Below are 25,297 nucleotides of genomic sequence, written 5' to 3'. Positions count from 1 at the left end.
AACAGTCTGGAGGGATTTACTATGGTAAGTCAGAAAGTAACGATCAAGAATCCAACGGGGCTTCATTTGAGACCGGCTGGAATTTTATGCAAGGAGGCTATGCAGTTTAAATCTCATGTGACATTTCGGTACAGAGAGAATACAGCAAATGCAAAGAGTGTATTGAGCGTGCTTGGTGCATGTATCAAGTCCGGGGATGAGATAGAACTTGTCTGCGAAGGTGAAGACGAAAAGGAAGCGCTTACTGCAATTGTGACAGCGATTGAAAATGGGCTGGGTGAGTAGCCTCCCAAATATTATTTTCATAAAAAAGTACAATAATGGAGAAAAAAATGAAGAAGATATTAGTGACAGGATGTAACGGACAGTTAGGACGTGCAATCCGACAGGAGTATAAAGATGAAGATGTTTCCTTTATCAATACAGATGTTGCTGAAGGTGAAGGTATCGTAGCACTTGACATTACAGATGTGAATGCAGTCCTTCGGCTGGTTCGTACAGAAAAACCGGATGTTATTATAAACTGTGCAGCACATACCAATGTGGATGCTTGTGAACAGCAGTGGGATGCTGCATACCGGATCAATGCGATCGGACCGAGAAATTTAAGTATTGCAGCAAGAGAAGCCGGAGCAAAAATGATTCACGTTTCCACAGATTATGTATTTGAAGGAAATGGAACAAGACCGTATACGGAGTTTGATGAGATCCATCCGGTCAGTGCTTATGGAAAGACAAAAGCAGAGGGAGAAAAATTTGTCCGTGAATTTGCAGACAGATATTTCATTTTCCGTACAGCGTGGCTCTATGGAGATGGGAAAAATTTTGTCAAGACAATGCTTCGTCTTGCGGAGTCACACGATGAAGTCAGCGTAGTATGCGATCAGCAGGGTTCTCCGACAAGTGCGGTGGAACTTGCAAGAGCAATACATCATTTTGAACCGACAGAAAATTACGGTACATTTCATGCAACCTGTGAGGGCGATACGAACTGGGCGGCTTTTGCGGAAGCAATCTTCAAACGTGCAGGGAAAACAACAAAAGTTAACCATGTCACAAGTGAACAGTATGCTAAAATGAATCCGGCTTCTGCGAACAGACCTGCATACTCGATCCTTGAGAACTATATGATGAAACTGACAGATGGCTACAAAATGGCTGACTGGCAGGCTGCACTTGATGAATATATGAAAACACTGGAATAATACAATGACAGAATATATCAAAAAACATTACCGGCTGATTTTGCTGTCTGTAATTGCAGCACTGGTCTGCTTTGGATATCAGGCGTTTAATACGAATATCAGGATCGATACGGAGGAACTGATCAATCATCCCGGATCTACATTAGGATGGCTTACCATTGGAAGGTTCGGGTTGGTTCTTTTAAAACGGATTCTTGGTCTTGGGGTACACAAAGCGGTAAAGAGCGGTATTCTGATGCTTTTGTTTTTTATCCTTGGTGGTAACGTGCTGACATATGGCTGTTATTATTTTTCCGGGAAAAAGGATGAAAAACCTTATTGGATATTTACCCTGCTTTATATGACATCAAATATATGGAGTTTTCAGTTTTATTTTTCCATGCAGCAGGCGGAGATCGCACTGGCAATGCTCCTGGTGGCAGTTACGGGATTCTGGATGTGTGATATCTGTTTTCTAGAGGAATATAAAGAAAACAGAAGTGCAAAAAATCTGTGTAAAACAGTGCTGTCTGTGGTATTTCTTGTAATAGCACTTGGAACTTATCAGGCACTGGCAGCTTATTATATCACAGTCTGCACCATGTTTTTCTTATTGATCTTCTGGCAGGTCAATGGAAAAAGAAAAAAATGGGGGCTGCGCATCGTTTTTCTGGCAGTTCACTTTGGAGTTGCTTATCTGATATACAAAATGATCGCAGATATCTGGTTCATGGCGGCTGGTGACTATATGGAAGGACAGAGCAACTGGGGAATCCTGCCGGTCGCTGAGTGTATAAAGAATGTTCTTCGTGTTGTAAAAAACCAGCTTCTTACAGTCGGGCCAAGAAATTTTTCGTTTTACGTGATCGGTATATTGCCTGCATTCTTTGCAATATGGGCTGTATGGAACAAAAAGGCAGAAATAGGCCGCACCGGTTTTGGAATATTTACAGCAGGAATGCTTTTTATGCTTATTACGCCATTTTTAATGACAATATATGCCGGTGCAATGCTGGTAACAAGAACGCAGTTAGCACTTCCGGTTGCGGCGGCATTTCTGGCAATGTTTGGTGTGATGACCCTGAAAGAGCGGCAGGCTTCTGTGGCACAATCAGAAAAAGCAGAACAGGACAGAAAAGTGCGTCATAAGCTGCAAATGATAAGCAATGCTGTAGTACTGCTTGTCATTGTGACTGCAGGCGGGCAGATCTGCTATAATTTCAGAATGCATAATGCAGATCAGGTAAGATATGAACAGGATGCACTGCTTGCAGATCAGATTGCAGATGCCTTAAAAAGGGAGAGCTCCAAAGTGGATGCAGATCCTGTGGATAAAAAGGTGATATTTATCGGATACCGTGAGCCACAGTTAAATGGCTGGAACCGTCGCACCGAAATGTATGGCTGGTCATTTTTTGAATGGGATTATACCAAAGAGCATCCGGCAGGTGCAACACACCGGATCACCGGATTTTTAGAGGCACATAACGGAGTACATCTGGATGATGGCTATTCTTTGGATATGGAAAATAAAGCTGCGGCATTATCGGAAGATATGCCGGTATTTCCGGCGGATGGGGCAATTCGCATGGAGGACGATATGGTGATCGTAAAATTGTCCGAAATTACGGAACGCCCGGCAGTGGACTGGTGGTAGAGACAGTCTGCCGGCAGGATAGATACCTGCTGGTGGTAGTTACTTGTACAGATAATAAAAGTATGGTAAAATGACGAGAGATTTTGCAGATCATAGAATGGAGAAAATTATGAGAACTTATTTGGTAACCGGTGGAGCCGGATTTATTGGATCTAACTATATTCATTACATGTTTCGAAAATATGACAATGAGATCAGGATCATCAATGTGGATGTGCTTACCTATGCAGGTAACCTGGAAAATTTAAAAGACGTTGAAAATCGTGATAACTATACCTTTGTGCGTGCAGATATTACAGATAAAGAGGCAATTACAAAGATTTTTGCAGAAAATGACATTGACCGCGTTGTACATTTTGCGGCAGAGAGTCATGTAGACCGCAGTATCAAAAATCCGGAAGTATTTGTAAAGACGAACGTGCTTGGAACAGCAGTCATGTTGAACTGTGCAAAAGCTGCATGGGAACTGCCGGATGGCAGTTTTAAAGAAGGAAAGAAATTCCTTCATGTATCAACAGATGAGGTATATGGTTCCTTAGAGGATGATGGAACATACTTTTATGAGACAACACCATATGCACCGCACAGTCCATATTCTGCAAGCAAGGCATCTTCGGACATGCTTGTAAAGGCTTATATTGACACTTACCATTTCCCGGCAAACATTACGAACTGTTCTAATAACTATGGACCATATCAGTTCCCGGAGAAACTGATTCCGCTTATTATCAATAATGCGCTGCATGGAAAGAAACTCCCGGTATATGGTGATGGAAAGAATGTCCGTGACTGGCTGTATGTGGATGATCATGCAAAAGCGATCGATATGGTTCAGGAAAACGGCCGTCTTGGTGAGACTTATAATGTTGGCGGACACAATGAAAAACAGAATATCGAGATTATCAATATCATCATAGATACACTGCTTGAGATGCTTCCAGCAGATGATCCGAGACGTGCACTTGTAAGCAAAGATCTGATCACTTACGTGGAGGATCGAAAAGGTCATGACAGACGTTATGCGATCGCACCGGATAAGATCAAGGCTGAGATCGGCTGGGAGCCGGAGACAATGTTCAAAGAGGGTATCAGAAAGACGATCGCATGGTACTTTGAACATGAGGACTGGATGAAAAACGTTACCAGCGGTGATTATCAGAAATATTATGAGGATATGTATCAGAACAGGTAAGAAGATGCAGGCAGCAGTACCGTCAGATGGGGCGATACTGCTTGTTTGCGTTTTATAATGGTGGTACAAAACATGGAGGATTGATATATGAAAGGTATTATTTTAGCAGGTGGTTCCGGAACGAGGTTATATCCGTTAACAAAAGCGATTTCAAAACAGATCATGCCGGTGTATGATAAACCGATGATCTATTATCCATTATCCACACTGATGTTAGCTGGGATAAGAGAGGTTCTGATCATTTCCACACCGAGAGATCTGCCGGTATTTGAAGAGTTGTTTGGGGATGGAAGCCAGCTTGGAATGAGTTTTTCATATGCAGTGCAGGAGCAGCCGAGAGGACTTGCGGATGCATTTATTATCGGAGAGAAGTTTATTGGAAATGATGCTGTTGCATTGGTTCTTGGAGACAATATCTTTTACGGGCAGAGTTTTTCAAAGGTTCTGCGCAGTGCGGCAGAGCGTACACAGAATCAAAAGGGTGCAACGATCTTCGGTTATTATGTCAGAGATCCGAGAGAGTATGGCGTGGTAGAGTTTGATGAGAACGGAAAGGCCCTTTCCATTGAGGAAAAGCCGGAGCATCCGAAGTCAAATTATGCGGTGCCGGGACTTTATTTTTATGACAATGATGTTGTACAGATCGCAAAAAATGTAAAGCCGTCTGCAAGAGGTGAGATCGAGATCACATCTGTAAATAATGCGTATTTAGAGCGTGGTGATCTGAGCGTTGAGACACTTGGCAGGGGATTTGCATGGCTTGATACAGGAAACCACGATATGCTGCTTGCGGCTGCAGATTTTGTGTCAGCGATCCAGAAACGTCAGGGACTTTATGTGTCCTGTATCGAAGAGATCGCATACAAACGCGGATTTATAGATAAAGAGCAGTTGTTAAAACTTGCAGAACCGCTTCTTAAGACTGATTACGGCAAATATTTAGTAGAAGTTGCCAAGGGACTTTAAAAAAACAGATAGTGAGGATCAATAATTATGGGAAAAATTAAAGTAACACATGACTGTAATGGAATAGAGGGACTGAAGGTAATTGAACCGGCAGTATTCGGGGATGCCAGGGGATATTTTATGGAGACATACAATTACAACGATTTTAAGGAGGCAGGAATTGACTGCCAGTTCGTACAGGATAACCAGTCTGCCTCAAAAAAAGGTGTGCTCAGGGGCTTACATTTCCAGATCAACCATCCGCAGGATAAACTGGTTCGAGTGGTAAATGGAGAAGTGTTTGACGTTGCAGTGGATTTAAGAGAAGGCTCTGAAACATTCGGAAAATGGTTTGGTATCGTCTTGTCTGCAGAAAATAAAAAACAGTTCTTTGTACCAAAGAATTTTGCACATGGATTCATCGTGCTGTCTGATTATGCAGAGTTCTGCTATAAGGTTACAGATTTCTATCATCCAAATGATGAGGGCGGTATTCTCTGGAATGATCCTGCAGTCGGTGTCGAATGGCCAATGCCGGAAGGAATGACACAGGCAGATCTGATCCTGTCTGATAAGGACAAAGTGCATGGTGGATTTGATGCATACTGCAGGGAACGTGGAATTGTAAGATAGGAGCTTTCATATGACAGAAAACAAAAAAAATGTCTGTCTGCCCAAACGTCTGATTGCCAGCCGGAAACTGATCGTTAATCTTGCAAAAAATGATTTTAAAAAGAAGTTTGCAGGCTCTTATTTCGGTGTGGTATGGGCTTTCATACAGCCGGTGATCACAGTGCTTTTATACTGGTTTGTCTTTGAGTTTGGACTGCATCAGAAAGTAAATGATTTAAGAACAGGGATTGAGGTGCCGTTTGTACTCTGGCTGATGGGTGGCCTTGTGCCCTGGTTTTATTTTCAGGAGGCTTTAAATGGAGGAACCGGCGTCCTGGATGAATACAGTTATCTCGTAAAAAAAGTTGTATTCCAGATTGATGCACTTCCGGTAGTAAAATTGATCTCTGCACTATTTACACATGCATTTTTTGTTGTGTTTATGCTGGTTGTTTTTGCAGTTATGGGATTTTATCCCGATCTTTATGTGCTTCAGATTGTTTATTATTCGTTTTGCATGGTGATCCTTACAGCAGGACTGATTTATGCGACAAGCGCCGTGACGGTATTTTTCCGTGATATGAAAGAGGTTGTTTCCATTCTTTTACAGATCGGAATGTGGGTAACACCGATCATGTGGAATTTTGAGAGCATGCAGGGCATTCCTAAATGGGCTGTGCTCCTGCTTAAGCTAAATCCGATGTATTATATTGTTTCGGGATACAGGGATGCACTGATCAATAAAACGGCATTCTGGGAATATCCGGGACTGACATTGTGGTTCTGGGGAATCACGCTGTTTATTCTCTGGGCAGGAACGACCATGTTTAAGCGTCTGCGTGTACATTTTGCAGACGTGCTGTAAAAGCATCGTAAGAATGAAAATGTTGTTTTTATTAGAAAGCAGCGCAAGAATGAGGATAGTATGGATAATTTAGCAATCAGGGTAGAGGATGTCTGCAAGGTCTACAAACTTTATGATAAACCTTCTGACCGGTTAAAGGATGCACTTGGACTGGTCAGAAAGAACCGTTTCAAAGAACATCATGCATTAAAGCATGTGTCGTTTGAAGTAAAAAAAGGTGAGACGATCGGCATCATCGGAACGAATGGTTCCGGAAAATCTACCATTTTAAAAATAATTACAGGTGTTCTGAGTCCGACGAGCGGTGAGGTGGAGATCGATGGAAGAATCTCAGCACTGTTAGAGCTTGGAGCCGGATTTAATATGGAATATACCGGAATTGAGAATGTCTATCTAAACGGTATGATGATGGGTTTTTCACGCGAAGAGATGGATGCAAGGTTAGATGATATCTTAAAGTTTGCAGACATTGGCGAATTTGTGAATCAGCCGTGTAAGACCTATTCAAGTGGTATGTTTGTCCGGCTTGCATTTGCAGTGGCGATCAATATTGATCCGGAGATCCTTATTGTGGATGAGGCACTGTCAGTCGGAGATGTATTTTTTCAGGCAAAATGTTATAAAAAATTTGAAGATTTCAAGGCACAGGGAAAGACGATCCTGTTTGTAAGCCACGATATCAGCAGTGTGGCAAAATACTGTGACCGTGTGATCCTGCTCAATAAGGGAGACAAGTTAGCAGAGGGAAATGCAAAGGATATGATCAACCTTTACAAAAAGGTTCTTCTCAAAAACTCGGACAAGATCACTGGCGGTAAGATTTTAGAGAATGACGCAACAGATGGAAAGAAACTCTGGAAATCTAATTACCAGCTCAATCCGGATGTCAATGAATATGGAACCGGAGAGGCAGAGATCATTGACTTTGCACTGATCGATGAATATGGAAATTATACGAACTGTATCCAGAAAGGGACGTCTTTTACTATTAAATCAAAGGTAAAATTCCTTTCTGATATACAGGACCCGATATTTACCTATACATTTAAAACAGTGCAGGGGACTGCTGTTACCGGAACAAACACGATGTTTGAAAATGTGGGGATCGGAATGGCAAAGACGGGAGAAACCTATGTGGCAACATTTCGTCAGAACATGGATATGCAGGGGGGTGAATATCTGTTATCCATCAGCTGTACCGGTTATGTCGGAGGCGAATTTCGTGCTTACCACAGATTGTATGATGTGGTTGGTGTGACGGTGGTGTCCGACAAAAATACAGTAGGTTTTTATGATATGAACTCGGAAGTTACGATCGAAAAATGTGATGACAAATAGGCAGAGAGCGCGCAAGCAGGAGAACTATGGGACAGGTAATGGTGCCGGAGAGGCTTTTGGAAATCGTACAACAGAATAATGAAAAAGCATATCCACAGATCATCATGGATGAGGCATCTTATCCGTATTTGTTTCATTTGTCGGATATCAGGCAAAATCTGATCGCATTTCTGCCGGTTACAAAACAGATGCGCGTTTTAGAGCGAAACGCAGGCTGTGGTGCATTGACAGGAAAATTACTTTCTATGGCATTGCATGTGACAGCAGCGGTGGAGAGCATGGAGGAAGCAGAAATCCTGCGGGCACGTTACAAAGATGCAGATAATCTTACGGTATCGGTTATTTCAGATGCTGATACAGGAACAGAGAAAAACGTACTTTATCGGAATCAGACGTATGATATGATATTGATCGCCGGAGAATTTTCAAGGTATCAGAAAGAGCTTTCCTGTATGAGAGAACATCTGGCTGACAGCGGAAAACTTTATGTGGCGGATGCCAACCGTCTGGGACTAAAATATTTTGCAGGGTGTCAGGAGGAATACCGCGGTGGATATTTTACCGGACTGGAAAATTACGATGAAAATCCCAGAATATTCACAGCGGATGAGGGGGATGTAAAACCCAGGGTTTACACCAGAAAAGAGTATGAACAGATCTTAAAAGAAGCTGGATTTCCTGAAATTTATGTATATTACCCATATCCGGATCACAAGTTTCCTGCCTGTATCTACTCAGATGAATATCTTCCGGGAAAGGGAGAACTTTCAGATAATCGGAGAAATTTTGACAGGGACAGAGTACAGCTTTTTGATGAAAAAAAAGTTTTTGATACGGTGCTGGCAGAAGGGCTGTTTGGGGAACTTACGAATTCATTTCTGATTGAGGCAGGAAATAAGACAGAAGAAAAACGTGTTATCTACTCGAAATATTCAAATGAGAGAGCAAGGCAGTTTGCCATCCGTACGGATATCTGCAAGAATACAGATGGGGAAAAAAATGTAAAAAAATATGCACTTTATCCGGAGGGAAAAGAACATATCTGTCATATAGAAATGGCATACGAAAGGCTGACGTCATGCTATGAGGATGGCAGAGACAAAATTGCATTTTGCGCCTGTCATACAAAAAATGATGTATCTGTATCTGCTTTTGATTCGGGAACCACGTTACAGGATGTAATGGAGCGGGCACTTGAAGCAAACCAGACAGAGCTGGTGAAGAATATTCTTGATGATTATGCAAAGCGTATTATGGAATACGGTGGAAAAAAGAGGTTTTTACTGACCGAAGATTTCAAAAAGGTATTTGGTGAGGTAGATTTTACAGAAGAACCAGAAGCGGTGGATACATGCGATATTGATATGATATTTACCAATATTTTAATACCGAAGGGCAGCGAAAATAAAATCGGGCAGGCTAAGTGGACAGTCATTGATTATGAATGGACTTTTTTCTTCCCGGTACCAAAGTTATTTGTTTTATACCGTGCTCTTTATTTTGCATACTACCAGATAATGGGGGGCAGGGGAACATCCCTTGATGAACTGTTAGCGTCTTATGGGATTGATCAGACATTAAAAGAGCAGTTTGGCAGGATGGAAGAAAATTTCCAGGCATATCTGGGAAAGGGAAATGTTCCGGTGCGTAATATGCAGCGTGTAATGGGAACGAAGATCATTCCGTTCGAACAACTGACTGACCAGGATACAAAGTGCGCAAAGACAGAAGAAAAAATACAGAATGAGCCTGCCGGGGTAAGAAAAATCTTATACCATATTGACAGACAGGAGTATCAGGACGGCAGTGTGGTCTGTAGTGGATGGGCACTTGCAAAGACATGGAGCGGAAAAATACTTCCGGTTGATATAAAAGCCGTGATGCAGGATGGCACTGCGGTTACAGCGGAACTGACCAGATATGCGAGAACAGACGTTGCCGATGCGTTAAAACTGCGCAGGGCATGTGATGTTAACTGGGGATTTGACTGTGTGTTTGTTGCTCCACGCGAAGAAAGATGGAAACTGGTCTTTTCGTTGGGAAAGCGAAGTGCAGAATACTGTTACCGGAACGAATGACAGTGGGCAGCCGTGCCATCTGACTGTGAAACCGGGGGAAAGGAAAGGACTTGACATGTACCAGACAAGAGAAAAAATTCAGAGTATCATTTTACTGCTGGCAGATTTGGTATGCTTTGCCGTGAGTTATTTCGGGGGCGGGTACCTGTGGCTGGTAGGCTATCGAAATGTTTCCGTTGCGAACATGAAAATAGAGCTGATGGAGAGCTTTGGCATTGTAATGGTTATTTACATGCTGGTAATGCTTTTTTCGGATATTGAAAATCGCTTCATTGACCGCAGTGTATTTCAGGAATTGTGGGCAGCAATCAAAGCCAGTGTTGTACTAATCTTTGTGACAGCACTGACCATCTTTTTGCAGCATAATAATGCGGAGGCGTCACGAGGCGTATATTTTTGTATCGCACTGGTAAATATGTGCCTGTATTTTGGCGTGCATATTGTAATTAAATATTATCTGCTGCGTGTTTACCGGAATAAAAAAGCAAATAATCAGGTCTTTTTGGTCACAACGGCAGACCGCGTGGAAAAGGTCATCGCGGATGCTGACCATTCCGGTGACTGGATACATCGTCTTGCAAGTATTGCGATCATTGATGACAACCAGATCGGAAAATGGTATCACGGTGTTCAGGTCGTTGCGAATTATGATAACATGTTCCAGTATGTAAAAGAACAGATCGTTGATGAGGTTTTCATCAGTGTGCCTTATGAGTCTGGAGATTCTCTCGCGGAAGTTGTTAACCGTTTTGAAGATATGGGGGCAATGGTACATGTGACCATTGAGATCTTAAACAAGTTCGACGATTATCATAAGAGTTTTAATATGATGGGAAATATTCCGGTTGTTACATTTTCCAACCAGTCCTATGACTGGAAAATGCTTTTTATCAAGCGTGTGATGGATATCATAGGTTCGATCATTGGACTTGCGATCACTGCGGTTGTGACAGTATTTTTAGCACCGCCGCTTCTGATCGAGTCTCCGGGACCACTGTTTTTTGCGCAGAAACGTGTCGGTAAGAACGGCAGGTTTTTTAAGATCTATAAGTTCCGCTCGATGTATAAGGACGCGGAGGAGCGGAAAAAGGAACTGGAAAGCCAGAATGAGATGAATGGTCTGATGTTTAAAATGAAAGATGATCCGCGTATCACGAAAGTCGGAAAATTCATCCGCAAGACCAGTATTGATGAACTTCCACAGTTCTTCAACGTTTTAAAAGGCGATATGAGTTTAGTCGGAACAAGACCACCGACGGTAGATGAGTTCAAACAGTATGAATCTCATCAGAAACGCCGTTTAAGTGCCAAACCGGGTATTACCGGGTTGTGGCAGGTCAGTGGACGAAATGAGATCAGTGATTTTGAGGAAGTTGTGAAACTGGATGTGCAGTATATAGATAACTGGAGTATTGGTCTGGATATCAAGATTATCTTAAAGACAATAAAAGTGGTATTTGAAAAAGGCGGAGAATAGAAAGGAGACCTGATATGAGTCAGAGATATGAGAGCAGAAAAGAATACAGTTTGATGGATGTTCTGAAGTATAACTTAAGAAAATGGTGGCTTGCAGCTATTATGGCAGTTCTTTTTGCAGTTATTGTAGGGGGATATAAGGCGAAAACCCTGATGCCTTATATTGAGGCGGAAACTTATGATGAAAAAATGCAGGTGGAAGCATCGGTGCTTTTAACAGAATATAATTCTGAAGGTCTGGTGGAACGTGGCACTAATATTATGAAGATCGCAAAGAGCAGAAGTGTATATCAGGAATTCTGCAAACTGACAGGAATCGAGCTGACACAACAGGCGTTTACAGATATGTTTGACGGTGAGCAGACAGAGGCATCGGACGTTGTTACTTTTTTTGTTGTATATCCAAGAACGAGCTGGGATTATGCTGTAGATGATGAGGAACAGGCAATTACATTTATGAACGGACTGATCCAGGCATTGGATACTGTGACACAAAAGGGATATGGAACAAAGTGTTTTTCGGTACTTGATGAGCCGGCATCCGTGCGCAGGGTAGAAAAAGTTGCTTCTTATACTATTTCAAATTCAGAGTTCCGGCAGGCAGTGTTAAAGGCGGTCACGGCAGGAATCCTGCTTGGAATTTTACTGGAAGTTGTATGTTACACACTCTGGATCATGATTTATAAGAAACCAAAGGATGCACAGGAAATACAGGAATGTCTGGAAACACAGATCGTTGATGTGATCACGAAAAAGAATGAAGAAGAGGAAACCTACAAAAAAGCAGCATTGTTTTTAAGCAATTCGAAAGGGCAGGGATGTCAGAAAATTAATTGTCTGACTGTCGGAAGATTTGCCGATACGACTGCGTCATGTCTTGCAATGTGTTATGCAAATGAAAAGAAAAAAACACTGCTGATCGATCTGAATGCAGCCGAAAGCGAAGAAGCATCTTTAAGTGCCTATATTATGGGAGATACAACGGAATTAAAACTGCAGCAGATGAATGAATATCTGGATACGGTAAAACGAAATACCAAGCAGGAAAAGGGATTTGATCTTGTAGGTAATGAAAAATTCAAAGAGCTGTTAGAACGTTTTTCAAAACAGTATGAGTATATTATCATTAATGGAAGAGATGCAGAAAAAGTGTCAGAAGGATATAAGGCAGCAGCACTCTGTGACAAAAATCTTGTGGTTTGCGGCCGCAGAAATACAAGAATGGAAACTCTTTACATGATAAAAAATACAACCGAAATTAATCATATCCATCTGGATGGAGTGTTAGTGTATGATTTATAAAGATTTTATTTATATGCTTGTATTATTTGTACTGCTTCCTGTGTGGTTTGGATTGTTGTGGGTTGTGTATCTGGATATAAAAGGAGCCTGTATACGTTTTTGCAGTGCATGGGTACTTGGATTGGTCAGCATGTTTGCATTGGGACAGATATTACTTGTACCAATGATACTGACTGGGAAAACACTGACACAGGCAATAAATCTGTGGAAAATACTTCTCGCAATACTTTCTGTTGTTGAGTTTATCCTGTTGTTAAAAAGACAGGGAAATCTGGCAGCGGAGAAAGACAGGGAAAAAATTAAAAAGAAAATAGACGGACAGACAGTCATATTTGCAGTACTTGCAGCCGTTCTGATCTTTACGCAGGCATGGATATCGTATCATTACCAGCATATTGATGATGATGATGCAAGATTTGTTTCCGAAGAAGTCTCTGCGGTAGTACATGATACGATGCTTGTGGATGATCCGATCACGGATGAATATATGTACTGGGATGTAGGGGAAGTAAGGAAAGATGTAACTTCTCCGTGGACAATGTATGTGTCTATGTACTGCAGGATATCAGGAATTGCCCCTGCAATATTTTCACATACCTATTTCCCGTTTTTTATGATCATTATCTGTTATGTGCTGTATGGGATGATCGGAAATATTCTGTTTCGTGGCAATCCGGAGAAAACGGCATTGTTTCTGATTGTTTTATCCATATTTCATATTTGGGATTTTACATCAACACATACACTCTCAGCGATGTTTTTACTGCGTATCTGGCAGGGGAAAGCAATCGTGGCAGGATTTATTCTGCCGTTATTGATGTATTTGTTTTATTCGATCTTTCAGAGTGGAAAGCAGAGTATGAGATGGGTGGCACCATTGTATGTTGTGGGTTTTGCATCGTCCCTTTTATCAGGTATGGGAATTATTATGGCACCTGTCATGATGGGATTATATGGACTTTTAGATGGAATATATTACAGAAATTTTAAACGCGTGCTTTGTATATGGATAGCAGCACTGCCATGTGCTGTTTATATGATTTATTATACAGCGGGAATTTAAAAGGAAAGAAATATGGCAGCAGATTTTTATTCAATACTGGACAATTTTAAAAATTTTATTGGCGGACGTACCGGTCTTTTACACTGGGTACTGTTTTGTGCTGCGGTTGTGGCGATATTTTTCCTTGGAAAAAAGTACAAAGAGGAAAAACAGGCAGTGCGTTTTCTTGTGTGGCCGTCTGTTTTAGTACTGTTATTTATATTTAATCCATTGTTTTACCGTTACGTCGGCAGTCGTTTTTTTGCCGGTGTATACTGGAGATTATTCTGGATGCTTCCAATTTCATTTTCTGTAGCATATGTGATAGTATGGCTGATCTGCAGATGGAAAAAACAGGCAGTGCGTGTGGCAGTCTTTGTGGCGGCACTTGTTACGATCATGGTCAGTGGACAAAGGATTTACAGCGAAACGACCTTTACAGAGGCAGAAAATGAATATAAACTTCCGCAGGCGGCGATAGATGTTGCTGATATTATAGGAAATTCAGGTTACAGCTGGAAAGTAAAAGCTGTTGTGCCAGATGAGTTATTCTGTTATATCAGACAGTATCGCTGTGATATTGGACTGTTTTACGGCAGAAATGTCGGTGGATTTATCTCCGGCATTGGCGAGGATGAGGATGCTATGCATCAGCAGATGTGCCAGGAAAAACCGGATATGGAAGTAGTGACGGAGATTGCAAAACGAAACGGGCTCGTATTTTTGTGCTTTAACCGCGAGGAGAAGGAACTGCCGGATAATATGACACCGTATGGGTATCACTATTATATGGAAACCGGAGATTATATCATTTATATACGTGGAGAAGAATAGATGGATCAGATCAGGAAATGGATACAGGAAAACGATTGGAAAAGTATAGGGATCATTGCGTATTATGGCTATTTTGCAACCAATGTGTTAGTAAAGGCATTTGGCTATGACAGCAGTGACCAGATCTATAAATTTTTCATGTTATCGGGAATTATCCTTCTTGGTATCAAATTTATTACGACAAGATATACTTTGAGAGAAGTTGTGATCATTGCACTTTTATTGGGTGCCGGAATGTTCATCTGGGTCATGACAAAAAAGGCAACACTGTTGTTTTTGTTCCTGACCATCATAGGAATGAAAGATGTGCAATTTGGGAAATTGATTGGAATTTCGGTATGGATACGGTTATTCGTAGCGGCTGTTATGGTGATAGGATCGGTATACGGGGTTTACGATATTGGTTATAAGACAACCCCGAATGCACAATATGTCGAGGTGCCGGTATACAGCTTTGGATTTAATGAGCCGAATACCGCATACCTTACGATTTTCCTTCTGCTTATCCTGCTGGTTTATTCTTACTATGAAAAACTAAATGGATGGTGGTTTATTTGTACCTTTGCGGCGGCGTTTCTTTTTTATGAGCTGACATTCTGCCGTACCGGTATTCTTGTTTTCATATTTGCATGGGTCTTGATTGCATATGATAAACTGATAAAAAATAAATATGCAAAATTTATTTTTGTGCTGTCAGTTCCAGTTGGAGCATTGTTTAGTTTTGTTATGATGGTATTTTTTGACAATGAAAATTCCGTGATGAAGATGATTGACCGGTATGTATCAGGAAGGGTACATATCATGGGAGAATATTATCAGGATCAGGGACTTGCACTGCTTCCAAGGAATCAGGAACTTTTTTATGCAAGCTATCATGGATTGATCGATAACTCTTACATGCATATTTTACTGTATTGTGGATGGATCTTTGCACTGGTGTTTTTTGCGGTGATCGTTCTGGCAATGGTAAAACTTTATCAGGCAGGCTGTTATAAAGAACTTGTCATGCTTTCTGTATTTTCATTGTATGCGATCATGGAGCAGTTTGTACTGAATGGATTTATGAATCCGTTTATCTTATTGGTGGGGATTCTTTTATATCCGAATCTGTTAAATCAGATCAAAGAAGGTAAAAAAGAGGAAAAACATGGAAAAATATCGTATTCTTCAAATTCATAATTTTTATCAGATCCCGGGTGGGGAAGATGTTGTGGTACGCAATGAAAAGAAACTTTTAGAAGATCACGGGCATGAGGTTTTTACTTATTACCGCAGCAACAAAGAGCTGAATGAAGGAGGAAAGTTAAAAAAACTTCTGATTCCATTTACTGCGATTTATTCATTTAAGACCTGCCGGGAAGTAAAAAAGATCATTCGCGAAAATAAAATTGATATCGTGCATGTACACAATACGCTGATGATGGTAAGCCCATCTGTATTTTATGCAGCATTTGGGTGTAAGGTGCCGGTGGTACAGACGCTTCATAACTTCCGCATGCTCTGTCCGGCAGGATCTTTTTTCCGCAATGATGTGATCTGCGAGGAGTGTGTGGACGGTGGTTTAAAATGTGCGATCAGGCATAAATGCTACCGTGGAAGTAAGATACAGACAATGGTAAGCTCAGCAATTCTTTGGATTCATCGTTTCCTTGGAACTTATTATCGTGTGAACTTTATCTGTCTGACCGAGTTTAATAAAAACAAACTGTTAAGTTCCCTGGATCCTGGAAAAAAAATTGTTGATCCGAAGCGTGTTTATATCAAACCAAACTTTACTTTTGCGGATGGACTCGTTCCGGTCAGAAAGCAGCCCAAAGAGGAATATTATCTTTTTGCAGGAAGAGTCGAAGCATTAAAGGGAATTGATGTTGCGGTAAAGGCATTTGAAAAACTGCCGGATAAAATGCTTTATGTTGCAGGAACAGGACCAATGATGGATGAGATGCAGTCATATGTCAGCACCCATAATATGAAAAATGTCCGGTTTTTAGGTTATCTGCAGAAAGAAGAAATGACGGAGAAATTTTATAATGCAAAGGCAGTCATCATGACCTCCCAGTGTTATGAAGCGTTTGCAATGACGATCGCGGAGGCATATTCCTTTGGTGTTCCGGTAATTGCAGGTCGTGTCGGAAATATGGACGGTATGGTGAATGAGGGTGTGACAGGCGTAAAATTTGAGTACAATTCCGTCGAGGATCTTGCAAAAAAAGTCTGTGAATTTGAACAGATGGATCTGAATACCTTAAAGGAAAATGCGAGAGAGTTTTACCAGCACCGCTTAAGACCGGAGGATAACTATCAGAAACTTATCAGTATCTACCACAGCATTTCAGAGGAAAAAGAACAATGAAAAAAAAGGCAGTATTTATCACAAATATACCATCGCCATACCGGGTGGATTTCTTTTCTTATATGCAGAAAAACTTCCCGGAATATGAATTTCATATTATTTTTTCCGGCGCAGGCATGGAAAACCGGAAGTGGAATGTAGAGATGGAGGAGATCGAACATTATCATTTCTTAAAGTCAAAGACGATCATTATCAGAAAAAGATTTGATGACCGTTATGTGTTTATTCCGACAGGGGTGGAAAAAACTTTGAAAGAGATTGCGCCGGATGTGGTTTTTGCCATGGAGTACAACCCGACGATCCTTCGTGCAGTACATTGGTGCCGGAAGAAAAAGATACCGTTTATCAGCTGGACGGATGGTACCTTAAATTCCGAAAAAAATATCGGAAAAGTACAGCGGCTGTCGAGAAGCTATATCATAAAGAGGGCTGCAGCTTTTATCGCGAGCAGCACAGCATCGAAAAAAGCACAGATCGCTTACGGTGCCGATGAAAAGAAATGTTTTATCTCATATCTGACTGTGGATATTGATAAATATCTGTATAAAAGACCGGATACACCACAAAAAAGCGTGCCGGACAGAAGCACAGATGCTGCTTGTGCAGTACAGGATATGCAGGTTCAGCTTTTATATGTCGGAAGCCTGATCCAGCGTAAGGGACTTGACCTGTTACTGCCGGCAATCGCAAAAACACCGCAGAATGTGAGACTCTGGATCGTCGGAGAGGGACAGGAAAAAGATCTGCTGAAAAAGCAGTGCGCAGAACTTGGAATTTCCGACCGTGTGGAATTTTTGGGATATCAGGAGGGTGAACCGCTGCAGAAATTATACCGCACGGCGGATGCCTTTGTACTTCCGACAAGGGAAGATTGTTTTGGACTTGTACTTTTAGAGGCAATGTGTGCGTCACTTCCGATCATTTCATCGAAGTATGCAGATGGAGCTTTCGATCTTGTCGAAGATGGCAGAAACGGATATATCATTGATCCGGAAAATACGGATGAATTTGCGGAGACAATAAAAAAGGTTTCTGCAGGAGATACGGCATCTGCCATGGGAAAAAGGAGTTACGAAAAGGCGCATGAATTTTCTTTTGAACAGGTATCAAAGGGCTGTATCGAGGCACTTTCGTATGTGTTGATGTAGAAAAAATGAGCTGCTCAGAACTTAGGATTATCGTGTAAAAAATTATATTTTCCACACACAGGATTGGAGTTTCATAATGAAAAAAAAGATTTTATTTAACGGACTTGGAAACAGAGGATGGATCGGTGGACTTTATTATATTAAGAACATTATATTCAGCTGCCTGCAGAATGAAAATATCATGGAGCGCTTTTCACTGGTGCTTTTGATCGATCCGGAACACGCAGATATCTTTGACTGCTTTAAAGGTAACTCAATTGTCGATGTCCGTATTTTTGATGGAAATAATAAAATAAAACTGGCACTCTATGAGATGCGTCTGATCTGGTTTGGCGGAGTGAAATACTGCTATGCTTTAGAGCTCAACAAGATCGGAAAACTCTTTAAAAAGAAAGGTATCTTCTGGATACCTGACTTTCAGCACAGAACCCTGCCGGAGTTTTTCGGTGCAGAGGAGTTAGCACACAAAGAAAAAAATGATCTTGCCATGACAGGAAGCGATAATCCGATGGTTTTAAGCAGTTTCGATGCGGCAAGGGATTTAGAGCGTTTCTATCCGGGACACCGATGCTCGGTTGAGGTGGTACATTTTGTATCTTACATTGAACCGGAAGTGCGTGCCATTACACCGGAATTAGAGCAGAGTGTCCGTGAAAAGTTTGATCTGAAGCGAAAATATATTTATATTCCGAACCAGTTCTGGCAGCATAAAAATCATATCGTTATGGTAGAAGCAATTGAATGTCTGTTAAAAGAGGGCAGACTCTGTGATTATGATTTTGTATTTACCGGCAATCTGAAAGATTACCGTAACCCGGAATATATCGATAAATTGAGAAAGATCATGGAATCAGATGCAGTTTGTGCTAATATAAAATTGTTAGGATTTGTGGAGCGTACCGAGCAGCTTGCGATCATGAAGAATGCACAGTTTATCGTACAGCCATCACTCTGTGAGGGATGGGGGACGGTCTTAGAGGATGCAAAAGTACTTGATAAAGTTGTACTTTTGTCAAACATCCCGGTACATCAGGAACAGCAGAACAAAAAATGTGTTCTTTTTGATCCACATGATCCGAAACAGCTTGCCGAAACGATCGCGCGCACTGCAGCGCGCGCATCCCTGCCGGAGCATGAAGCCGAATATGCCGGCGACATGGAACAGGGAATCGCAAATATGTACCACGAGGCGAGAGAGTATTCGAGGGCACTTGAGAGAGTGTTTTTATAGGAGGTTTGTCCATGAAAAAAATGATCATCACCGGCGTAAATGGTTTTATCGGAAGATGCGCCATGGAATATTTCAGCAAAGATTACGAGATTACCGGCATTGATCTAGCCGACCGTTACTGCGAGGATAGAGCAGAGATCCACTACTATCAGTGTAATATGTCAAAGGACTCGCAGGAACTCGCCAATATATTTACCGGAGTACAGCCGGATGTGATCTTACACTGTGCCGGCAGTGCAAATGTCGGAGCATCGATTGTAAATCCGATGGCGGACTTAGATGGAAATCTGCACAGCTTATATCAGCTGCTTTTAGCATTGCAGTCATTTGAAAAAAGACCGAAAATCATTTTCTTATCAAGTGCAGGTGTCTATGGAAATCCAAAGCAGCTTCCGATCACGGAAAAAGATGCATTGGCACCGATCTCCCCATATGGCGTGCACAAGCAGATGGGCGAGGAACTCTGCAGCTATTATAACAGGGTACATGGTTACCATATCCGCTGTGTGCGTATCTTTTCTGCATATGGAAGCGGTCTGCGCAAACAGCTTTTATGGGACATCTATCAGAAATATTTAAATACCGGACGGATCGATCTGTTCGGAACCGGAAATGAGACACGTGATTTTATCCATATTTCAGATATTTTGCGTGCCTTAGAGCTGATCTTAGGATATCAGGGGTCGGAGGAGATCTTTAACGTTGCAAACGGTGAGGAAGTGTCTATCCGGGAACTGGCTGAGATTTATGCCGCACAGCTTGGAGAAAAAACGGATATCGTGCGGTTCAACGGTGAGACGAAGGTCGGTGATCCGCAGAACTGGCGTGCAGATATCTCTCTTTTGAAAAAGATCGGATATGAGAAAAAAATGGATCTTACCGAAGGAATCCGTGATTATGTAAGCTGGGTAAAACAGCAGGCATAGAAAGGAAAATAGAATGGAAGAAACAAGATGTTTAGCACCGGTCATATTATTTACCTACAACCGGCCGGAGCATACAAAACGTACCATTCAGGCACTTGCAGCGAATGAACTGGCAGAAGAAACCGATCTGTACGTATTTTCTGATGCTGCAAAAAAAGATGCAGATAAAGGAAAAGTGCAGGAAATCCGTGATTATGTAAAGACTGTGCAGGGATTCCGTCACGTGGAACTGACTGCAAGGGAGCAGAACTATGGGCTTGCAAAAAACGTAATCGAAGGTGTGACTGCAATCGTAAATAAATATGGAAAAGTAATCGTGTTAGAGGATGATCTTGTCACAAACCGCTATTTCCTTTTGTTTATGAACGATGGATTAGACCGTTATGAACAGGAAAAGAAAGTGACAGGAATTACCGGATTTTCCCATTTCGGAGATACATTCTCCTATCCGTGTGAATCCTATTTTAATACATTATCAGGTACAAGCTGGTCATGGGGAACCTGGAGTGACCGCTGGAAATATTTTGATGCAGACTGTGATGACTGGACGGATATGGTTTCCGATAAAAAACTGCGGAAAGCATTTAATTATGACAACACCTATGATTTTTACAAGATCATGAAAATGCAGAAAACTGATACAAAAACCAATTCCTGGGCGATCCGCTGGTACTGGACGAATTTCAGAAAGCAGGGACTGATCTTATCCCCGACAAAGTCATTAGTCAGCAACGAGGGCTGGGATGGAACAGGAATCCACTGCGGCAATGAAAAAGGACCGGTATTCGACCACAGACTGACCACGGATCACAGAATTGTGGAATTTCCACAGGAGATCTGTGAAAAGCCCCAAATTCATAAGGCAATGAAAAGAGCACTGATCCATGAGTCACAGCCGAATCTGATCAAACGGATCTACCACATAGTATTCCGGAAAAATTATATCGGACAGGCATAGAACATTTGAATGGCAGACAAAACAGGCTGTCTGGAAATGAGGATGAAATAAATATGAAGATACTTGCAATTTTTACCTGTTTTAACAGAAAAGAACTGACAAAGCGGGGCATGGCAACACTCTCAGAAAATAAAGACGTCACATTTGACTATGTGATCTTAGACGATAACAGTTCTGACGGAACGCGTGAGATGTTAAAGCAGATGCGCGATGACGGCGCATATCAGATCAACCTGATCGAGGGAGACGGAAGCAATTTCTGGAATGGCGGCATGCACAAGGCGATCGAATACATCAAAAATACACATATGGATTATGATTACTATATGCTGATGAATGATGACACAAAGTTTTTTCCGGGCATTTTTGACGAGATGGCACCGCATCTGAAAAAAGATGAGGTCACTGTCGGAGCCATCTGTGGAGAAAACGGTGGTTTAAGTTATGGTGGCATCAAATATACCAAAGGGATCAAATACAAAAAATTAGGACCGGATGCGCCGGAGGTAAATTGTGATACCTTCAATGCAAACTGTGCTATCATTCCGCGTGAGATCTTTGAAAAAGTCGGGATCGATCCGTTTTACCAGCACAGTATTGGTGATTTTGATTACGGGTTACAGATCAGTAAACTTGGATATAAAATTCATATTTATCCAAAGTTTGTCGGCGAGTGCAATGATAATACACTGCAGAAAACCTGGCAGGATGAGACACTGCCGCGCATGGAACGGATCCGTCTAAAGGAGAGCCGCAAGGGACTCCCATTCCGTGACTGGTTTCATTTTCTGCATAAAAACTTCGGACTTGGAACGGCCATTGTGCGTTCCATTACACCGTATATCCGTATTATACTTGGAACAAAGACGAGATACTCCGGCGCGTAGAAAGCCGGCATGACCATCGCAATATTTGAATGAGGATTTATATGGGAACGATCTGTTTTGTGATTTTAAATTATAAGACCTGGCGTGAGGCGGCCGCATGTGCGGAGTCCATTCTAAAGACGCAGCAGGGGCAGGATATCCGCATTGTTTTAGTGGACAACGGTTCCGGCAATGGCAGTGAGGAGTCGCTTCGGGAAGAATTTGCCGGGGAGAAAAGAGTGCACGTGATCGCAAGTGAAAAAAATCTTGGGTTCGCGCGCGGTAACAATCTTGGCATCGGGTATGCAAAAAAGCATTTTGAGCCGGATTTTATCGTGGCGGCAAACAGCGATATTATTTTTGAACAGGAAGATTACTGTGAGAAGCTGCGGGAAATCTATAAGGAAGAGCGCTTTGATATTTTAGGCGGGGATATTGTGGATGCAAGCCGCACCAGACATTTTAATCCGGTGGCGAGAAACAGGCAGTACACGTTAAATTATATGCGGAAACAGATCCTGGTTTCCTGGGCGAAATGTAAGATGTTCCAGCTGATCAAACTGTTTCATTTAAAGAAAGCCATTGCAGGCCATTATGGTGTCGTGTCGGATGAAACGGGGCGGGATGTGAAGGATGGCAGTAAAAATCTTACCACCCGCGAGGAGGACGGAAAGTCCGTATCGGCAGACAGCCGCGTGGACGAGCGGATGAAGGATGTTCTCTTACATGGCTGCTGTCTGGTCTTTTCGAAAGATTTCTTTCAGAAAATGGATGGGTTTTACGACGGAACGTTTCTCTATGCAGAGGAGGAGATCCTCTATTATCTTGCAAAGAAAAAAGGCATGACGCTATTGTATGCACCGGAGGTCGGCTGCATGCACAAGGAGGCAGTGTCCACTAATTTTGTGATGCAGGATTTTTGTGATGCGAAGATTTTTTATTTCGGGAATATCACGAAATCCTATCGGACATTTTTAAAGTTGATGAAAGAGTGACAGGGAATATGGACAGAGCAGATGTGACGGTGGTATGCTGTTATAATGATCCAAAACAGTACAGAAAGCTGACGGAGGATCTGGCAAGACAGCATTACAACTATACGCTGATAGGAATCGATAACTGCGGGAAGCAGTACAGCTCCTGTGCAAAAGCATTGAATGCGGCAACCGCACAGGTGAAAACAGAATATGTGATATATTCTCATCAGGATATAGAACTGCCGGATGCAGATATGCTGGAGAAGTTTGTAAATTATCTTTTGATGACGCAGAAGGAAGATATTCTTGGAGTGGCAGGTGCTGTGGAGGATAATGACAGACAGGCAAGAGAACATACCTGTGTGTTATCAAAAGTCCGTCATGGCAGGGAACAGGTAGTGGCAGGAGAAAGGGAGTACAGCGGCATGACTGGCTGTGAGACAGTGGATGAGTGTTTTTTTGGCGGTCATACGGAGTTCTTTTTGCAGCATCCGTTTGATGAGATAATTTGTGATAACTGGCATTTATATGGCGTGGAGCGCTGTATGTATACCCGTGCAAAAGGAAACAAAGTCTATGTATGTGATATCCCATTGATCCACACATCTACAGGAACGATTGGCAGGGAATATAATAAGGGATTTTACCGGGTGGCAAAGTGTTATGCCAAAGCTGATAAAAAAGAGGGAACAATGTCTTTGAAATGGCTTCGCACTGTGTGTGGAAGCAGCCGGACTGACCTTATGCACAGGTTATTGTTTTACTGGAAACGTGAGATATTGATACGATTGAACAGGTACTGAAAATGGGAAAAAAATCTCTTGCAAAAAATTCAATATTCAACATGGCATATAAGGGCTTTACGGCCCTTTTTCCACTGATAACGACTTCGTATGTATCGCATGTTCTGCTGCCGGCAGGCGTGGGACGTGTATCGTATGCAAATACGATCGCGGCATATTTTGTGCTGATTGCTTCTTTAGGCCTGCCAAGTTATGGTGTCAAGGCGATTGCGCAGAGCAATGTCGACAAGGAGCAGAGGAGCAGGACTTTTTTGGAATTGTTTCTTATCAATTTTGCTGCAACTGTTCTTTGCACGATCGCATATTATTTATTTGTCAATTATTTTCCGCATTTTGCTGACCGCAAGCCGTTATTCAATGTTATGGGACTGATGCTTATCCTCAATATTTTTAACATTGACTGGTTTTATCAGGGAATGGAAGAATATGTCTATATTTCCGTGCGCAGTTTTATTGTAAAGATTGCATCGTTTGGACTGATGCTTCTTTTTGTAAAGGACGAGAGCGATTATCTGATCTATGCGCTGATCTTATGTATTGCAACGGCTGGAAATAACCTCTGGAATGCATGGAATTTAAGAAAATATATTTCTCTGGAGGGAATCTGCCACAGCAGACAGGGAAAAGTGGCAGATACAGGACTACATATAGGAAAACATATGCGTCCGGTCATGATACTTCTTGCATCATCGATTGCAACTGATATCTATACAATGCTTGATTCGGTGATGCTGGAATACTATTATGGGGAAACAAATGTAGGATATTATTCGAATGCTGTAAAGATTGTCAGAATGACGTATACGGTAGTGATTGCACTTGTAGCAGTTTTTTATCCAAGGATCAGCATGTGTTATAAACAGAAAGATTATAAGACGGGGAATGCGCTGATCAACAGAGGAACACAGATTTTGCTACTTTTAGCACTGCCCTGTGCAGCAGGACTTTTAGCAACGGCTGAATATGTAGTGCCTCTTTTATTTGGCAGGGCATTTGATCCTGCAATCCCAACACTGAGAATTTTGAGTGTTCTGATATTGATTTTTTCAATCGCATATTTTCTGGGACATATCATCTTAACTGCGACTGGAATGGAAAAAATGATCCTGCGTGCTACGGTTACAGGGGCTGTGGTAAATGTATGTGCGAATTTTGCATTGATCCCCGTATTAAAACAGGATGGGGCGGCTATTGCATCTGTGTTATCGGAAGCAGTCGTTACGGTAATTTTGCTGGTGCATGCGAAAAAGTATTATATATTAAAATTCAGCAGACATTATATACTTACACTGACAATCGCACTTTTAGCAATGTTAGCAGTGACTTTCGGATTGGAACAGTTGATTACGAACCGTGTATGGATGATTCTTTTTGTCATTGCAGCTGCAGGAGTGGTATACTTTGCAGTGTTGATCATATTACGCAATGAAATCGTGGAAGAACTTTGGAAAAAGGTGCGTGTTTATGCAAAACGCAGACAGGGGTGAGTCTTGTTTGTGACAGAATGGCA

The 25,297-nt window shown here is 41.8% G+C and carries 23 protein-coding genes; all 23 read left to right on the top strand.

Features of this window, described 5'->3' with window-relative positions; translation table 11 throughout:
* Positions 1-21 precede the first annotated feature (21 nt).
* Positions 22-285 (top strand): HPr family phosphocarrier protein, encoded by a 264-nt coding sequence (locus ACDD58_RS01155; protein ID WP_118209362.1) that lies wholly within the window; start codon positions 22-24, stop codon positions 283-285.
* A 35-nt stretch (positions 286-320) separates the two neighbouring features.
* Positions 321-1,205: a dTDP-4-dehydrorhamnose reductase gene (gene rfbD / locus ACDD58_RS01150; protein WP_370775179.1), complete on the top strand. Its 885-nt coding sequence runs from the start codon at positions 321-323 to the stop codon at positions 1,203-1,205.
* A 4-nt stretch (positions 1,206-1,209) separates the two neighbouring features.
* A complete protein-coding gene (locus ACDD58_RS01145) occupies positions 1,210-2,841 on the top strand; it encodes a glucosyltransferase domain-containing protein (protein ID WP_370775177.1) in 1,632 nt (543 codons plus the stop codon).
* A 109-nt stretch (positions 2,842-2,950) separates the two neighbouring features.
* The gene (rfbB, locus tag ACDD58_RS01140) at positions 2,951-4,033 is read left to right on the top strand and encodes a dTDP-glucose 4,6-dehydratase (RefSeq protein WP_022112668.1); all 1,083 of its coding nucleotides are present in this window, start codon (positions 2,951-2,953) and stop codon (positions 4,031-4,033) included.
* Between the two features lie 87 nt (positions 4,034-4,120).
* Positions 4,121-4,999 (top strand): glucose-1-phosphate thymidylyltransferase RfbA, encoded by an 879-nt coding sequence (rfbA, locus tag ACDD58_RS01135; RefSeq protein ID WP_055194164.1) that lies wholly within the window; start codon positions 4,121-4,123, stop codon positions 4,997-4,999.
* Between the two features lie 27 nt (positions 5,000-5,026).
* On the top strand, positions 5,027-5,611 hold the full coding sequence (gene rfbC / locus ACDD58_RS01130) for a dTDP-4-dehydrorhamnose 3,5-epimerase (protein ID WP_022112666.1): 585 nt from the start codon (positions 5,027-5,029) through the stop codon (positions 5,609-5,611).
* A gap of 10 nt (positions 5,612-5,621) precedes the next feature.
* Positions 5,622-6,455, top strand: a complete 834-nt coding sequence (locus ACDD58_RS01125) for an ABC transporter permease (RefSeq protein ID WP_022112665.1) — start codon at positions 5,622-5,624, stop codon at positions 6,453-6,455.
* 60 nt (positions 6,456-6,515) lie between these two features.
* On the top strand, positions 6,516-7,793 hold the full coding sequence (locus ACDD58_RS01120) for an ABC transporter ATP-binding protein (RefSeq protein ID WP_370775173.1): 1,278 nt from the start codon (positions 6,516-6,518) through the stop codon (positions 7,791-7,793).
* A 26-nt stretch (positions 7,794-7,819) separates the two neighbouring features.
* Entirely contained in the window at positions 7,820-9,871 is a 2,052-nt protein-coding gene (locus ACDD58_RS01115) for a hypothetical protein (RefSeq protein ID WP_370775171.1), read from the top strand.
* A gap of 55 nt (positions 9,872-9,926) precedes the next feature.
* Complete coding sequence (locus ACDD58_RS01110; protein WP_243102872.1) at positions 9,927-11,348, top strand: sugar transferase; 1,422 nt, start codon at positions 9,927-9,929, stop codon at positions 11,346-11,348.
* 14 nt (positions 11,349-11,362) lie between these two features.
* Complete coding sequence (locus ACDD58_RS01105; protein WP_117920395.1) at positions 11,363-12,649, top strand: hypothetical protein; 1,287 nt, start codon at positions 11,363-11,365, stop codon at positions 12,647-12,649.
* Positions 12,639-13,712 (top strand): DUF6077 domain-containing protein, encoded by a 1,074-nt coding sequence (locus ACDD58_RS01100; RefSeq protein ID WP_117920397.1) that lies wholly within the window; start codon positions 12,639-12,641, stop codon positions 13,710-13,712. Before ACDD58_RS01105 ends, ACDD58_RS01100 begins: the two co-directional genes overlap by 11 nt.
* 12 nt (positions 13,713-13,724) lie before the next feature.
* Complete coding sequence (locus tag ACDD58_RS01095; protein ID WP_370775169.1) at positions 13,725-14,525, top strand: hypothetical protein; 801 nt, start codon at positions 13,725-13,727, stop codon at positions 14,523-14,525.
* Positions 14,526-15,704 carry a hypothetical protein gene (locus tag ACDD58_RS01090; RefSeq protein ID WP_370775167.1) on the top strand — a complete coding sequence of 393 codons (1,179 nt, stop codon included), beginning with the start codon at positions 14,526-14,528 and terminating at the stop codon, positions 15,702-15,704.
* Complete coding sequence (locus tag ACDD58_RS01085; RefSeq protein WP_117920403.1) at positions 15,673-16,878, top strand: glycosyltransferase family 4 protein; 1,206 nt, start codon at positions 15,673-15,675, stop codon at positions 16,876-16,878. The genes ACDD58_RS01090 and ACDD58_RS01085 overlap by 32 nt, the downstream gene beginning before the upstream one ends.
* Positions 16,875-18,026: a glycosyltransferase family 4 protein gene (locus tag ACDD58_RS01080; protein WP_370775165.1), complete on the top strand. Its 1,152-nt coding sequence runs from the start codon at positions 16,875-16,877 to the stop codon at positions 18,024-18,026. Before ACDD58_RS01085 ends, ACDD58_RS01080 begins: the two co-directional genes overlap by 4 nt.
* 76 nt (positions 18,027-18,102) lie before the next feature.
* Positions 18,103-19,257, top strand: coding sequence for a glycosyltransferase (locus ACDD58_RS01075; protein WP_370775161.1), 1,155 nt, complete (start codon positions 18,103-18,105; stop codon positions 19,255-19,257).
* Between the two features lie 11 nt (positions 19,258-19,268).
* Positions 19,269-20,183, top strand: coding sequence for an NAD-dependent epimerase/dehydratase family protein (locus tag ACDD58_RS01070; RefSeq protein WP_370775158.1), 915 nt, complete (start codon positions 19,269-19,271; stop codon positions 20,181-20,183).
* A gap of 13 nt (positions 20,184-20,196) precedes the next feature.
* A complete protein-coding gene (locus tag ACDD58_RS01065) occupies positions 20,197-21,141 on the top strand; it encodes a glycosyltransferase (protein ID WP_118209351.1) in 945 nt (314 codons plus the stop codon).
* A gap of 53 nt (positions 21,142-21,194) precedes the next feature.
* A complete protein-coding gene (locus ACDD58_RS01060) occupies positions 21,195-22,028 on the top strand; it encodes a glycosyltransferase family 2 protein (RefSeq protein WP_370775154.1) in 834 nt (277 codons plus the stop codon).
* Between the two features lie 41 nt (positions 22,029-22,069).
* Positions 22,070-23,002 (top strand): glycosyltransferase family 2 protein, encoded by a 933-nt coding sequence (locus ACDD58_RS01055; protein WP_370775151.1) that lies wholly within the window; start codon positions 22,070-22,072, stop codon positions 23,000-23,002.
* 8 nt (positions 23,003-23,010) lie between these two features.
* Entirely contained in the window at positions 23,011-23,787 is a 777-nt protein-coding gene (locus ACDD58_RS01050) for a glycosyltransferase (protein WP_117920416.1), read from the top strand.
* Positions 23,788-23,789: 2 nt separating this feature from the next.
* Positions 23,790-25,274 (top strand): flippase, encoded by a 1,485-nt coding sequence (locus ACDD58_RS01045; protein WP_370775147.1) that lies wholly within the window; start codon positions 23,790-23,792, stop codon positions 25,272-25,274.
* Positions 25,275-25,297 lie beyond the last annotated feature (23 nt).

Source organism: Roseburia sp., assembly GCF_041325975.1.
In the GTDB taxonomy this organism is placed as follows: Bacteria; Bacillota; Clostridia; order Lachnospirales; family Lachnospiraceae; genus Roseburia; species Roseburia rectibacter.
This window is presented reverse-complemented; position numbering and strand designations above follow the sequence as displayed.

Bases quoted from the DNA above. Each gene is read 5' to 3' on its own strand.
- ACDD58_RS01155 (WP_118209362.1), top strand. From the start codon at position 22: ATGGTAAGTCAGAAAGTAACGATCAAGAATCCAACGGGGCTTCATTTG.
- rfbD (WP_370775179.1), top strand. From the start codon at position 321: ATGGAGAAAAAAATGAAGAAGATATTAGTGACAGGATGTAACGGACAG.
- ACDD58_RS01145 (WP_370775177.1), top strand. From the start codon at position 1,210: ATGACAGAATATATCAAAAAACATTACCGGCTGATTTTGCTGTCTGTA.
- rfbB (WP_022112668.1), top strand. From the start codon at position 2,951: ATGAGAACTTATTTGGTAACCGGTGGAGCCGGATTTATTGGATCTAAC.
- rfbA (WP_055194164.1), top strand. From the start codon at position 4,121: ATGAAAGGTATTATTTTAGCAGGTGGTTCCGGAACGAGGTTATATCCG.
- rfbC (WP_022112666.1), top strand. From the start codon at position 5,027: ATGGGAAAAATTAAAGTAACACATGACTGTAATGGAATAGAGGGACTG.
- ACDD58_RS01125 (WP_022112665.1), top strand. From the start codon at position 5,622: ATGACAGAAAACAAAAAAAATGTCTGTCTGCCCAAACGTCTGATTGCC.
- ACDD58_RS01120 (WP_370775173.1), top strand. From the start codon at position 6,516: ATGGATAATTTAGCAATCAGGGTAGAGGATGTCTGCAAGGTCTACAAA.
- ACDD58_RS01115 (WP_370775171.1), top strand. From the start codon at position 7,820: ATGGGACAGGTAATGGTGCCGGAGAGGCTTTTGGAAATCGTACAACAG.
- ACDD58_RS01110 (WP_243102872.1), top strand. From the start codon at position 9,927: ATGTACCAGACAAGAGAAAAAATTCAGAGTATCATTTTACTGCTGGCA.
- ACDD58_RS01105 (WP_117920395.1), top strand. From the start codon at position 11,363: ATGAGTCAGAGATATGAGAGCAGAAAAGAATACAGTTTGATGGATGTT.
- ACDD58_RS01100 (WP_117920397.1), top strand. From the start codon at position 12,639: ATGATTTATAAAGATTTTATTTATATGCTTGTATTATTTGTACTGCTT.
- ACDD58_RS01095 (WP_370775169.1), top strand. From the start codon at position 13,725: ATGGCAGCAGATTTTTATTCAATACTGGACAATTTTAAAAATTTTATT.
- ACDD58_RS01090 (WP_370775167.1), top strand. From the start codon at position 14,526: ATGGATCAGATCAGGAAATGGATACAGGAAAACGATTGGAAAAGTATA.
- ACDD58_RS01085 (WP_117920403.1), top strand. From the start codon at position 15,673: ATGGAAAAATATCGTATTCTTCAAATTCATAATTTTTATCAGATCCCG.
- ACDD58_RS01080 (WP_370775165.1), top strand. From the start codon at position 16,875: ATGAAAAAAAAGGCAGTATTTATCACAAATATACCATCGCCATACCGG.
- ACDD58_RS01075 (WP_370775161.1), top strand. From the start codon at position 18,103: ATGAAAAAAAAGATTTTATTTAACGGACTTGGAAACAGAGGATGGATC.
- ACDD58_RS01070 (WP_370775158.1), top strand. From the start codon at position 19,269: ATGAAAAAAATGATCATCACCGGCGTAAATGGTTTTATCGGAAGATGC.
- ACDD58_RS01065 (WP_118209351.1), top strand. From the start codon at position 20,197: ATGGAAGAAACAAGATGTTTAGCACCGGTCATATTATTTACCTACAAC.
- ACDD58_RS01060 (WP_370775154.1), top strand. From the start codon at position 21,195: ATGAAGATACTTGCAATTTTTACCTGTTTTAACAGAAAAGAACTGACA.
- ACDD58_RS01055 (WP_370775151.1), top strand. From the start codon at position 22,070: ATGGGAACGATCTGTTTTGTGATTTTAAATTATAAGACCTGGCGTGAG.
- ACDD58_RS01050 (WP_117920416.1), top strand. From the start codon at position 23,011: ATGGACAGAGCAGATGTGACGGTGGTATGCTGTTATAATGATCCAAAA.
- ACDD58_RS01045 (WP_370775147.1), top strand. From the start codon at position 23,790: ATGGGAAAAAAATCTCTTGCAAAAAATTCAATATTCAACATGGCATAT.